The sequence below is a fragment of the Aureliella helgolandensis genome, from assembly GCF_007752135.1.
Classification (GTDB): Bacteria; Planctomycetota; Planctomycetia; order Pirellulales; family Pirellulaceae; genus Aureliella; species Aureliella helgolandensis.
The window spans coordinates 3,789,897-3,803,355 of sequence record NZ_CP036298.1; the positions used below are offsets into that span (position 1 = coordinate 3,789,897).

General features: G+C 54.2%; 7 protein-coding genes. 5 read left to right on the top strand and 2 right to left on the bottom strand.

The genetic code is table 11. From position 1 onward, the window contains the following. Nucleotides 1–46 precede the first annotated feature (46 nt). From Q31a_RS13550 to Q31a_RS13560, 3 genes are all read left to right on the top strand, one after another. Entirely contained in the window at nt 47–952 is a 906-nt protein-coding gene (locus Q31a_RS13550) for a phosphorothioated DNA-binding restriction endonuclease (protein ID WP_145078524.1), read from the top strand. Beyond that, the gene (locus Q31a_RS13555; RefSeq protein WP_197356807.1) at nt 949–1,443 is read left to right on the top strand and encodes a hypothetical protein; all 495 of its coding nucleotides are present in this window, start codon (nt 949–951) and stop codon (nt 1,441–1,443) included. The genes Q31a_RS13550 and Q31a_RS13555 overlap by 4 nt, the downstream gene beginning before the upstream one ends. 81 nt (nt 1,444–1,524) lie before the next feature. Further along, nucleotides 1,525–3,828: a DNA phosphorothioation-associated putative methyltransferase gene (locus Q31a_RS13560; RefSeq protein ID WP_197356808.1), complete on the top strand. Its 2,304-nt coding sequence runs from the start codon at nt 1,525–1,527 to the stop codon at nt 3,826–3,828. A 260-nt stretch (nt 3,829–4,088) separates the two neighbouring features. On the opposite strand, the gene Q31a_RS13565 is transcribed toward Q31a_RS13560, so the two are convergent. Continuing rightward, nucleotides 4,089–6,734 (bottom strand): GDSL-type esterase/lipase family protein, encoded by a 2,646-nt coding sequence (locus Q31a_RS13565; protein WP_145078534.1) that lies wholly within the window; start codon nt 6,732–6,734, stop codon nt 4,089–4,091. A gap of 2,155 nt (nt 6,735–8,889) precedes the next feature. Between Q31a_RS13565 and Q31a_RS13575 the strand changes: the two genes are divergently transcribed. Then, nucleotides 8,890–9,882: a hypothetical protein gene (locus tag Q31a_RS13575; RefSeq protein ID WP_145078540.1), complete on the top strand. Its 993-nt coding sequence runs from the start codon at nt 8,890–8,892 to the stop codon at nt 9,880–9,882. A 290-nt stretch (nt 9,883–10,172) separates the two neighbouring features. Beyond that, nucleotides 10,173–11,549 carry an IS4 family transposase gene (locus Q31a_RS13580; protein ID WP_145072543.1) on the top strand — a complete coding sequence of 459 codons (1,377 nt, stop codon included), beginning with the start codon at nt 10,173–10,175 and terminating at the stop codon, nt 11,547–11,549. 685 nt (nt 11,550–12,234) lie between these two features. On the opposite strand, the gene Q31a_RS13585 is transcribed toward Q31a_RS13580, so the two are convergent. Further along, nucleotides 12,235–13,410 (bottom strand): hypothetical protein, encoded by a 1,176-nt coding sequence (locus Q31a_RS13585; protein WP_145078546.1) that lies wholly within the window; start codon nt 13,408–13,410, stop codon nt 12,235–12,237. Nucleotides 13,411–13,459 lie beyond the last annotated feature (49 nt).

Consider the following 13,459-nt stretch of genomic DNA (forward strand, 5'->3'; position numbering starts at 1 on the left):
GAATTTCCCTCCTATGTCCGTATGGAAGCGCCTAACAGCGAAAACAATGACTGACAACAATGAAAGTTTATTGCATCACCTGCGGTCCCTGAATGTTTGGCGACGAGACGGCGAACGTGCACCGCATAAACCGCTACTCGTGTTACTCGCTTTGGCAAAATGCTCACGTGGAGAGCCGCGATTGATTCCGTACGCGGAAATCGACAAGCCATTGCAGGATTTGTTGCGCGAGTTCGGGCCGCCGCGTAAGTCTTTTCACAGCGAGTATCCGTTTTGGCGATTGCAGAACGACGGAATCTGGGAGCTGGCGAATGCGGAACAAGTCGAAGCGCGTGCAGGAAATAACGACGCCAAGAAAAGCGAATTGCTAAAATATGGCGTTTCAGGAGGTTTCAAGCGGGATGTTTATGAAGCGTTGGCAAGCGACAGGAGTCTGCTTCGGGCGGCCGCATCTCTATTGCTCGAGTCTACTTTTCCAGATTCATACCACGAGGACATCTTGTCTGCCGTCGGGCTTGATGACGCTTTTGAGTCGACGATGCGCCGAAAAAGAGATCCGAAGTTCCGCGAGCTGGTGCTGATGGCTTACGAGTACCAATGCGCAATCTGTGGTATGGACCTGAGATTAGGCGGACGCGAACTCGGACTTGAAGCGGCGCATATTAAGTGGCATCAGGCGGGCGGGCCAGACATAGCGAACAATGGACTGGCACTGTGCTCACTGCACCACAAGCTTCTAGATCGCGGCGCTATTGGCATCACGCCAGCCCTTCGCGTTCAAGTTTCGCAACTTACATCCGGTAACGCTGGTTTTCAGAACTGGGTCTTACCTTTCAACGGAACGCTCGTTCGAGAACCACAGTCTAGCGACTATGTTCTGGAGCAGGAGTTTATCGACTGGCACACTCACGAAGTCTTTCGTGCTCCACCACGCGAATGGGAAGTGTCATGAAAGGGCCGATTTCCGCAATACGCCTCCAACACAATCTTAAACCGGACAGGTTCATGTGGCTGTGGATGAAGTACGTGACTGGCGTTAACGACGAGAAGCACTGTACGAACTGCTTGCGTGGGAAGTACGGAAAGATCCTGAGTAAGCACAATACTGAGCTGGAGTTCACTCCGATGCTGACTTTAAACGAGCAGCCATTGGACTCGTTTTCGGCGATCTATATTTGCGGAGTAATCAAAAAATGTTACCCTCGCTCGAATTACGAACACAATTTGCATACTGCCATCATTCCCACTGCTGGAAGAACTGACACTTTTGAATTTGAAAACTGGCGTTTGACTGTGACCAACGGACTTTTCGAACCGATTCCGAGCGAAGTGGAGTTGCCGGTAAGCTATCGAGGCTTGCCGCCACAGTTTACGACTTGCCGAATTTTTCGATGGGCAGTCTGTTCGGATTTGAATCGAACCAACGTTTCGATGGAGACTTAAGAACTGAAAATTCATGAGACAAGAGCGGCCTTTTGTCACCGGGTCGCTTCTTGCGAAACCTGACTGTAGAGGGAAGTGTCAGTGGAAGAGGGAAAACAAGTTGACTTGAGCGAATTGCCGGTCGAAGTTCTGCGCCATCGGGCCGCAATCCGGCGTTCGGAACCATCGCTACCACTCAAATGCTTGATACGCGATAACCTGCTGCACTCTGAGACTACCTTCTTCGACTACGGTTGCGGCTATGGCGACGATCTGGAGCAAGTCGGTCGGTTGGGGTTCGAAGCCAATGGCTGGGATCCGGCCTATCGACCGGACGAATCACGCCGCGAAGCCGATGTGGTGAACCTGGGCTACGTCATCAATGTAATTGAAGATCAAGTGGAGCGTGAAGAGACGCTTCGGTTGGCTTGGGGATTGGCGAAAAGCGTCTTGTCGGTTGCGGCTCGGATTGCCGTGGATGGTACGGGCGACGGCGACTTTGAATTCGGTGATGGAGTCATCACGCGAATTCAAACTTTCCAAAAGTACTTTACGCAGACCGAGCTGCGGCTCTACATCGAACAAACGCTCGGCACCGAGGCCGTACCGGCAGCTCCAGGTGTATTCTACGTCTTCAAGGACGCTGGCCTGCGCGAGTCTTTTTCGGCTTCGAAGTATCGTCGGCGCATCGTGGCTCCCCGCCGGCGAGTGGCGGAGATCCAGTTCGATCGACACCGCGAATTGCTGGAGATGTTGATCCACGTAGCTTCAGAATTGGGACGGCTTCCGTTCCACGACGAGTTCGAACGGACGGACGAAGTGCTTGCGGCGTTCGGCACGATGAAACGCGCCTTCAAGTTGATTCGCAAAGTTACGGGGGCGGATCCTTGGGATACACTGCGTCAGAGCCGTATCGACGATTTGCGGGTGTATTTGGCACTGGCGCGGTTCCCAAAGCGGCCAGCGCTGTCTCACATGCCGGTAGGCATGCAACGCGACATCAAGGAGTTCTTTGGCGGTTACAAAGCCGCTTGTGACTCTGCGGACGCACTCTTGTTTGAGGCAGGCGAGTCGGAGATGATCGACGCGGCCTGCCAGCGAGCGACGCTCGGCCGGCTTACCACCAACGCTTTGTACCTCCATCGCTCCGCAGTATCGTCGCTTGAGCCGGTGTTGCGGGTCTTCGAAGGATGTGCGCAAGCCTACCTTGGTGACGTAGACGACGCCAACGTCGTGAAACTCCATCGCTTTTCCGGGAAAATTTCGTATCTCGCTGTGCCTCGGTTTGATGAGATCCCGCATCCTCCAGTGCGACGCACGATTAAGCTTTCGCTTCGCAATCTGTTCCTGCAATGCATCGATCACACGGAGAACAAGAATCCTTTGTTGCTGGACCGAAAAGAGAAAATGATAGAAGCAGACCATCCTTGGCGTGATCGCTTTGCACGGTTCACTGTCCAGGAAGCCCAGCATGGATTGTTGGAAGACCTCGTAGATATGCAGCTAGCTCTTAATTGGCACATGCGATTGAAGGAAGCCGGTCTAATGATTCGCGGCTATCGTCTGCTTTATCGTGAAGGCGTTGCTAGAAAACGCCTACCGCCGAAAACGTTGTTTGTTGACGAGAGCGACTCGTCTGAATGCACCCTAGAGCAAGATTCCGTTTCGGACTTGGAGTTCACGACGCCTCGCGATCTACCTGCGAACCTAGCAATCGATTCGGATGAAGAGGATGCTGCTGACCTAGACAGCAGGCCGCAGGCCGAACTGCCAACGCGCTCTCGACGTTTTGGTATTGGCAAAGAGATAGGGTACGCCGTCTACATCCACCGACAGTACGAGGACGCTCTGGGAGCCACCGTCGAGTGGGCGAAACGGCATTTGCCGCAAGACTATGACTACAATGTGGTCAAGCTCAATCAACGAAATGATTCCGTTTCATTTATCCGCTGTCCCGGATTCGACACTGAACACGAGCCAGTGATCACCGCGATTATTGTCATTAGTGCGAACGGCACTGCCCAGCGGCGAACATTGCCTAGCGATTCGTACATTTATCATCATAAGTGGTTGTTTGTTGACGATGACTATCAAGGTTTTGACGTCACTGCGAGCAAAGAGCGTTCTCAACAGTGGAGTTCATTAGAAAATGTGGACAGGTCTCGTATTGGTCGCAAGAGCTACTGGGAAATACACGTTATGCCACGTCTAACACAACAGCCTGTGGATCGCTGGGTACGGAGTGCAGAAGCACGGAAACAGTTGAAACTTTCGACTTGTGATCTGGCCCACATGCGTGAGAACGGGGAAATTGAGTCGAAAAAGGTGGGCAATGCCTACCTATACAAAATGTCCAGCGACGGAGTTGCAAGTCAAGAGGCAGAAGTCCACCCTCCGAAGAATTGAGGAGCAGACATGATTTTGTTCTGCCCCATTTGGGTTTGCTTTCTTGCGCTTTGACGAAGTTGAGGAACAGAGCAATGTGGATACTGCATCCCTAGGCTCAACCGCATCAATTCTCGCAGTTCGATGCCATCTGTTGAAGTTGGAATCCGCAGAAACATGCGGGCAAGCTGGCAGACGACGAGGCATATTAGCCACGGGGCTGGTAGACGCGTGGGGCTTGCTCTGTCGTTTGGCGAGTGCGTTGAATGCGAGGCGGTGACCTACTTCTCAGACAGCTGCCAGGTGGGCTTGTCGAGCCGTCGGTCGAAGACGAAGGGTTGGTGTGGATCGCCCGTTACCTGGACTTGTACTGGCGGAAAGGATTCGTTGACCACGTCCAGCTGGACGCGCGTGATGTTGGCCGCATACTTGCCAGGCTCATTGATCCATTGATGGCCATCGGCGTGCAAGTACAGGATCGGCTTCTCGAATTCACGCGCCGCGCGGACCAAAGACTCTTGAAACGCACCGATTGGGGAAGAGGCACTCGCTTGGGCGAAGATCACGGCGGAATGCACTTCGTTCCGATACGTCGCCAACTGCTGGGAAACCCACTCGCCATTCTGCTCTAATCGCTTTTCCCATTCCTCCCGGTCGTGGACCTTTCCGCCAACTTTGTTAATGCCAACGAATAAAACGTGGTGCATCAGAAAAGCGAAGTTCTCTGGACGCACGGTCTGCCGCTGCACCTCCGCAGTGCCAGCAGGCAAAGGCCACCTCTCATCGAACTTCAGGAAATGGTTCGTCCAGTAACCCCAGTGGCGATCCGGATCCACTTGGTCATTCCATTCGTTATCACCGGGCACGATAAAGGTCGGCAGGTGGTTGCCTGTCGTCAGAAGCTCCGCCACACTCTCGTACTGGGCCTCTGGCCAATCCTTGACCTTTCCGGTCACGATGTCGCCACAATGGACGAGAAACCGGCTGGACGAATCCTCGTTTTCCAGCTCGATGTATTTTTTCAACGCCTGTTCGGCTGCGGGCGAGTAGGGGCCGCAGCCCATGGCTGTAAAGACAACCGGTTCGGTGGGCAGCGTCTTGACCCGCGCCAGGAACAAACTACCATCCGCTCCACGCTGCTTGGCTTGCTCGTTCACGTTGCCTTCGCCCACGGTCACCCACGACTCCAGCGCGTTGATTCTGGCCACTCCAAAATTACCCAGTGTTGCTCCTCGCTCGGGGACCACTACTTTTTCGGTGGAACGAATGAGATGCAGATGGTCGGGATCCACCTGGGCGATGAACAGGGGCGCTCGATGACGCATCACGTGATCGTTGTTGGCACCGCGCCGCGTATAGACCAGAAACAGGCCCTTGCCCGCGTCTAGCCAATGTGCCTGGGTGTTGTAGCTGCCGAGGTCACTGCCATCGTCAAAGGTCCAGGCTTTGATCTGCCGATAATTCAAACCGTCCTCGGAGACCGTGACATACGCATGCAAGTCGTTGCGCATCGTCAAAAAGTATCGACCTTGGTATTTGACGATGGACGGTTCATACAGCCCACGTTTGACGTCGAGCCGTAGGACTTCGCCATGCTCGCGATAGCGAATCGTCTCTCCATCGAAGTCGCATCGAACGATCGTCGTAGCAAACGGTCCCGCGTTGCCGCTGCGGATATAGAACGGAAGCAGTAGCGAACCATCGTCCTCGACGATCCATTGAGCGCACGCACTCCGGGCGAAATCGAATTGTTCATCCTCGGGCATTTCCAGTCGCTTCCAGGAGGTCCACTCGCCGCTGGCCTGCCGGACGGCGTAAGCGGTTTGGTGAGAGCGTTTCTGGTCGTCGAGTTGCCGTCCGTCTTCGCTGTAGCGCACCTGCGCCCCATTCGCCAAGAAGCGATTGGTCGGCCGGTGGAAGCCAGGCGTCACGTCGGCGACGGCAATGTTGACGCCTCCCGGTTCGGTTACCCAATCGAGTCCTGCGTGCGCGGTCGGGCCATCCCAGTGTTTGCCCTCATCGTGCGTTTGCATCGTGCTCAGACCGGAGAAGTGGTCCGAACGGCCCAAATGTTTCTGAACGGTCATTACGATCTGGTTGTCGTTTCCAGTCGCCAATCGTGGGTGAAACCACAGCGCTGGATCCTCCGGATCCTCTCGTTTGAGAACCGTTTCGAGTTGAATTTGGAGCGGTACCAATTCCGTATTGGGCGTCCACAGGGCCCGCAAGGTCTTCAGTGCAAGCTTGGCGACTTCCGCTTGACCGGCTGGGTTCGGATGGCATCCATCGGTCGTCCAACTGCGCAAGTCGGTTCCGCTCGCTTCGGCCTCACTCCAGTGCTTGAAATGATCGATCAACGGCAGCGCATTTTCAACAGCAACTTGGCGACACGCCTCCACAAATTTTTGTAGCGAGACGTTCGGGTGTTCGCCTATCCCGTTCACCGGGAAGCTTGACGCCAGAGGAGGAGGTGTCATCAAGATCGGCTCGATGCCCTCCAGAAGCAGCTTCCCCGTCAGGTCCGTCAAGTTCTGCTGGTAGGCAGCGATGCTCAGGCGGCTGTCCGTTTTTCCCTGATCGATGTAACTGTCATTTGTGCCATACATGATCAACACAAAACGCGGCCGCAGCGCGATCACCTCTTTCTCCAGTCGTTTGAGCGCCTGATCGGTCCGCTCGCCGCCAATCCCCACGTTCACTACCTTCTGCCCATGCTCCTTGCCCAGGAGCGAAGCGAAGGTTTGGCTTTCGGTGACGCCGGGGCGAACCGCCTTGGTGATCGAGTCTCCCAGAGTCACAATCGTGGGACGCTCGGCATCCGGTTGCTGTGCACCCAAGTCCCCGGTGGCGAAAGCGAAGTGGAAGACTAACGCGATGGCAAGTGCCACGCGAGTTGCAAGTTGAAAGCGGTTTATCGAACGATTCATGGAGGTCTCGGGGCGAGGTTTAGGTGGGATGTCTGAGGTGTGGCGGAAACTGGTGTGAGTCTCGCTGGATAAAGGGTAATGCAAATGGTCTGGCGGATCAAATCTTGTGAAGCAAGCCGGTTTGAAGTGCGCTAGCCGTTCACCGTTGTCTGCGAGTTAAAATTAAGCATGAACAGGCGGTTGGTTTAATGGCTATTGGAATTTTGGCGCGGGGGCGGCGTCCGTCATTATCCGGTGGCGGCAACTTACCTCTCGTTGCTCACCGGGCTGTCGAAATAGTAACCCGCTGCGTGAGCAAGGAAAGAGAGTTGCCGCTACAAGGCAGGTTGGGACGCAACCTCCGCGTTAAAATTCAAATTGCTACTAAATCAACAAGCCGTCACGCGGCGGGTTGCTAATTCAACAGCCGGTCAAGCGGCGGTGGAGGCTGCCTGGTAGATGAGGATGGTTTTGAGCGAGCGGCTGAAATGCTTTGCAGTGGTGCGTTTGCTTGGTCTTGCTCCTCGCCGCTGCGTTCGGACGGGGCAGCTGAGCATGTGATTGGCAGGAAGATGTTGGCAGGAAGATGGTGGCAGGAAGATGGAGGCAGGAAGATGGAGGTAGGAAGATAGCTGGAGAAATTCCATCTTCCCGTCAAAACGTCCGCCTGGATGCTTCGTAGCCGTTCACGGTTGTCAGCGAGTTAGACTCCAACCTGAAGCGGTGGTTAACCTAGTAGCAATTTGAATTCTGGCGTAGAGGCGGCGTCCGTCATTATCTGGTAGCGACAACCACCTGTCCTTGCTCACGCGGCGGTTTGCAATGCCAACAGCCCGTCAGGCGGCAATTGGAAATGTCTAGTGGATGAGAAAGGTCTTGGGCGAACTGTTGCAATGCTGTGCATCGGTGCGATTGCTTGGTCTTGCTCCTCGCCGCTGCGTTCGGACGGGGCAGCTGAGCATGTGATTGGCAGGAAGATGTTGGCAGGAAGATGTTGGCAGGAAGATGGAGGCAGGAAGATGGAGGCAGGAAGATGGAGGCAGGAAGATGGAGGCAGGAAGATGGAGGCAGGAAGATAGCTGGAGAAATTCCATCTTCCCGTCAAAACGTCCGCCTGGATGCTTCGTAGCCGTTCACGGTTGTCAGCGAGTTAGACTCCAAGCTGAAGCGGCGGTTAACCTAGTAGCAATTTGAATTCTGGCGTAGAGGCGGCGTCCGCTATTATCCGGTGGCGGCAACCACCTGTCCTTGCTCACGCGGCGGTTTACAATGCCAACAGCCCGTCAAACGGCAATTGGAAATGTTTAGTGGATGGGAAAGGTCTTGGGCGAGCGTTGCAAGGCTGTGCATCTGTGTGCTTGCTTGGTCTTGCTCCTCGCCGCTGAGTTCGGCTTGGGCAACTGCGAATGTTGTTGGTAGGAAAATAGTCGGAGTAATTCATCTTCCTGCCAAAACGTCCGCCTGGCTGCTTTGTAGCCGTTCACGGATGACAGCGAGTTAGACTCCAACCTGAAGCGGTGGTTGAGTTTAGAGTAGTTTGAATCTTGGCGTGGTGGCGGCGTCGGCTATTATCCGGTGGCGGCAACCACCTGTCCTTGCTCACGCGGCGGTTTACAATGCCAACAGCCCGTCAAACGGCAATTGGAAATGTTTAGTGGATGGAAAGGGTCTTGGGCGAGCTGTTGCAATACTTTGCAGCTGTGCGTTTGCTTGGTCCTGCTCTTCGCCGCTGAGTTCGGCTGGGGGCGAGTCCGGTGCATCCGAGAGTGTTGTTGGCAGGGGAATGTTGGTAGGAAAATAGTCGGAGTAATTCATCTTCCTGCCAAAACGTCCGCCTGGATGCTTCGTAGCCGTTCACGGTTGTCAGCGAGTTAGACTCCAACCTGAAGCGGCGGTTGGTTTAAGAGTAGTTTGATTCTTGGCGTGGTGGCGGCGTCCGTTATTATCCGGTGGCGGCAACCACCCGTCCTTGCTCACGCAGCGGGTTGCTATTTCAACAGCCGGTGAAGTGGGGGTTGGCAATGTTAGTGTGGATAAGGAAGATTGTGAAGGGTTACGATGATGGAGCGTTCCCGATGCTCGAACCATTTTGATACAATGCACTTCAAGATGCAAAAGTTCGGGTGCAGGATGGATGGCACGCAAGAATTTCAAACATTGGCCGTAGGCACGTTAGATGCAACAGAGTTTTGATCTCGATGAAGGCAAGTTACCCAAAGAATTTGGTATGGGATGTCTTATCATCAAGGGGGCACACCTGTGGCCACTTTCGCATGTCGTGTGGGATGGAACCGCCAAAGCGGTCGGGGCAACTTATTTCTGTGATTTGGAAGCCCCGTGGGACAGCACAAACTTACTGCGAATTGAAGTGTACAAACTCCCGCAAGCAAAGGGTTTGCTCGCGGAACAACTAAAATGGTACACACGTGATCGCAAGAAACGACGAATCAAGATCGCAGATGGAGAACTCTTTGACACAAGCATGCTTCACGTGAAGGGGCTCACCGAACAGTGGGAACCGGATGCGTTTCCACTCTCTAAATCTGAAATTATTCGTGTCTACACTGGCCCAAAACATGCCGTGATTTTCAGATTTCTGTCCAGATCCGGAACACTGCTCGACCACCCCGTGTTCAAACGAGCTGCCCGGAACATTCGATTTGACCTAACGCAATGGGTGGCGGATGTTCCCGATATCATCGACACGAGACCCAAGCGAAAGCGCAGCACGGAAACGCCGTTAACGGAGGAGCAGAAAGCCGAGCTCGGGAAAACGCTTCGCGCGACCATGAAGCGATTGAAGCTTTCTAAGATCAAGGGTACACCAGCCAGACTGAAGATTGTCGAACAAGAGATCACCGCAGCGAGGAAAGACAAAACGCTGACGCACGATGAGAAAGTCGATCTCGCAATTGAACTGGGGAGTATTGCCGGACAAAGCTTCTGCAAGGAATTGGAGTGGGAATGGTGCAATGTTACAGGAAAAGATCAAAGCGAAGCCTATTGCGTTTGCAGCCCTGATCGTGGACTAGCCATCTATCCGGTCGACTGGATATTCGAACTGATCACGGACAAAAAACGTCCGCTGAACTGCATTCTGACTTTCAACATGATCGAGGCTGGTCGCCTGCCGCCCTTACGGCCTCATTCCTATTCTCGCATCGGTTAACCGAGTGGCACGGAGTTTTACCAGAGCCTGAAGCGCTGGGCGGACTGGTGCTAGTGCATTGTCAAGACTAAGAATTAGGGTTGAGCGAGCGTTCGGAAAAAGGTGTCCGACACCAGAAGTGCAAAGCACCCGAAGGGCCGTTCCGGCTTTTGGTGTCGGACACGAATGGCACTTAATCGGCCTAAGGTACTGGTGCTTCTAGAGTTAAGTTCGATTGACAGCAGGGGGCTTCACTTGCGATGAGTTTGGGTAATCTTACCCTCCCGAACACACCAAGCAAGGAAGCCCCCGTGTGCCATCATCCGTTTGATTCGTTCCGCTGTCGAGTCCAACATGCGCGCCAACACGGCGATCTTTACTTCGCCGCCTTGATCTCCAAAGAGACTATCGCGTCAGTCTTTGGCAATGCAAGTGCCATTCTCGATTCGGCCAGAGTTTACAACACATCGGTCACGCTGTGGGTCTTCCTCTCGCAAGTCATGAGCATCCACCACGGCTGCGTCTCTGCGGTCGCCAAGCTGATCACCCATCGAGTCGCCAACAACCAAACTGCTTGCTCTGCCGAAACCGGTGCTTACTGCATTGCTCGAGACAAAATCGACGAGCAATCCATGCAACGTCTTGTGACGGCCAGCGGACTTGCGATTGAAGACAGCAGTCCCGACCATTGGCGATGGCTGGGGCACCGCGTGATCACCGCCGATGGTGCCACCGTCACGATGGCAGACACGTCGGAGAATCAAGCCGCCTACCCGCAACTTAGTAGTCAAGCACCCGGTTGTGGATTTCCGATCTTGCGAGTCGTTGTACTGTTCGCGTTGTCGACTGGCGTTGTGCTCGACATGGCGATGGGCCGATACAAAGGTAAGTTCACTCACGAAGTAAGTTTGTTTCGTCAGATCGACGCAATCATCGAAGAAACCGATGTTTTCCTAGCTGATCGCGCCTATGCGGGTTGGTTCGAGATGGCGAGGATGATTCAACGTGGTGCACACGTCGTTGTTCGCAAACACCAGTTGCGCAAGTCAGATTTTCGGACTGGAATTCGTTACGGCAAAGACGATCACTCCATCCAAATCGACAAGCCAGCTCGTCCCGACTGGATGAGCATTGAAGAGTACGAGACGTACCCGGACTTCATCACCATTCGCGAGATCCGTATCCGAGTTGAGAACAACGGATTTCGCACTCGCGAGATTATCGTTCACACATCGCTGTCGGACGATACGGAGTACACGAGGGAGGACATCGCGGCCCTGTTCCGTAGAAGGTGGCAAGCAGAACTTCATTTACGGAGCTTGAAAACGGTCATGCAGATGGAACACTTGCGCTGTAAAAAGCCGCATCGAGTGCGGAACGAAATTCGGACGCACATGTTGGCTTACAATTTGATTCGCGGGGTGATGTCTGAAGCGGCCGTCGAAGGCGACGTTCAACCTTGGCATATCAGTTTCAAGTCAACACTGACAACGGTGACGGATATGCTTCCGGTTCTAGGCCTAATCAGCAACGCCGATGAATTATGCACTGTGTTGTACCGCTGCTGCTTGCAACACGCAGTTGGCAATCGACCGGACCGCTACGAGCCCAGGGTGCTCAAGCGAAGACCGAAGAAATACAAGCTGATGCAAAAGCCAAGAAGCGAATACAAACCCGGGGAGGCATAGGACTTACGCCGATTAAGTGCCATTCGTGTCGGACACCTTTTTCCGGGCAGCCCAAAAACTAAGCTTTGACAATGCACTAGCCCCAGATATCGATTTGCTAGACCCAAAAGCGTGCTTCTCGACGCCCAGTCAGCAGGCGATGCTGTGAAGATTGCAGGGCAGCCCATTTCGCATCGTGCATGATCGAGTCAGTGGGACAAGAGTCACGAATGCGTGCCCCACACCGCAACCACGAAGCAACCCCGGGAAGGCGTTCCTGAACGGCGTTCCTGGATAGGACACCGAGCAGGACCATTGCCATACCAACCTTCTCGCCTTCCTCGTCCTACTCCTACTCCTACTCCTACTCCTACTCCTACTCCTACTCCTACCCTTAGGGCGCTGCGTCAAAAATCATCGCATACGAGGCGCGTCGGCCAGGGAGCCATTCGTGCATGGAGCTATTCAAAAGCCCGCATCCCCGTACCTCCTATCGCGAACCGCGTGAAGGCAGACCCTAGCCCTTATCCCTACTCCTCTTCCATTCTTAAGCGGCCGAGGACATCGTGCCATTGCGAGTTCGACATTGCGAGTTCGACATTGCGAGTTCGACATTGCGCTGGAGGCATCGCTGGCACTAGCCTCGGTTTGCGTAACCGCGTGTACTGAGTAAGGAGGTCCGCATTGGCGTCCTGGCAGACCGTGTTCAACGCGCAGGTGCGGCGTGGTTTTTGGGCAATTCGGAATAGCCATTCTTGATCCAGAGTGAGACGATCATTGCATGTGCTTGGATCAATTTGACCACATAGGCATCGTCCGACGTTTCCCGGACCCTAACGCCATGGTCGGTGTGTTCAACTTCCATTTGGATCTTCTTGCTAAATGCGAAGACGGCTCGAAACAGCGGGTCGCGCATCCGTATGGGATGTGCGTTCTCTAGGCGATCGTACATAGCCTCGACATGCACCTGAATTCTGCTGGCAACTTCGTCGTCGTCCGACTCGGTTAATGTTTCGACCCCCTGGGGAATGTTCTTGACGGAACGGCGAATCGCATCGCGGTGTTCAATCAAGTAGAAGAAATCTTGGTGATCCTTCGCGTGCTGTGAATCACCTGCATGTCCCCGTCCCATTCCACGCGGCATTCCAACTGCACTAGGCACTTCGCTTTCCTCCGTCGCCGCTTCTTTGCCAGCTTCTTCACAAGCACTGCATGCTGATTGCTCGCCCTTTCCCAGACACATACCGCATTTCTGTCCGCTGGAGTTGAGCGTGGAATCGGTTTTGACGGTATCGAGCACCTTGCAATCGCCTTCGCAGCATTTGTTGGCACTTTCTGAGCCTTTCGAATCCCCCGCCGCTTTCTCGCAGGTCAGCCTTACCGGCAACGCTTGCTCCTTCTGCCCTGGGACTTCCTGCGATTTACACGCTTGGCAATTCTTGGTGCCATCGGCCGAAGCTGAATTCACCGCGATTTGGGATGCGGCAACTGCGGTGACGCTAATCGCGTTTCCCTGGAGACTTGGGCATGCACATATCCTCGGAAGCGCCGCGTCAGCCTTGCTGTCTGCCACTTCACGGACTTCCACTGCGTCGGTATAAGCGGAACTCGGCTGTTCAGCACCTACCACCTGCTTGGTCGCATTGCTCGATTCGCAGCTACACGGAGCTGCCTTGGCAAGCTCACTATTTGTCGCTACGGCTGTCAAACAGCACTCAGATTTCGGCGTCTCGGAAGTCTTGACGCTTAGGGCCTCAGATGCTTGTTGGCAGCATGGGGTGTCCGATTCGGCGGACCTCTCTTTCGACACGGCTGCCGTGATCGCAGTGCCCAAAATGGCGACTGCCGAAAGTTTGACGATCAGTAAAACTCGTTTTTTCATCGTGCATTCCTTCTGGATTCGTTCTTGATTCGTTCTTGATTCGGCACCG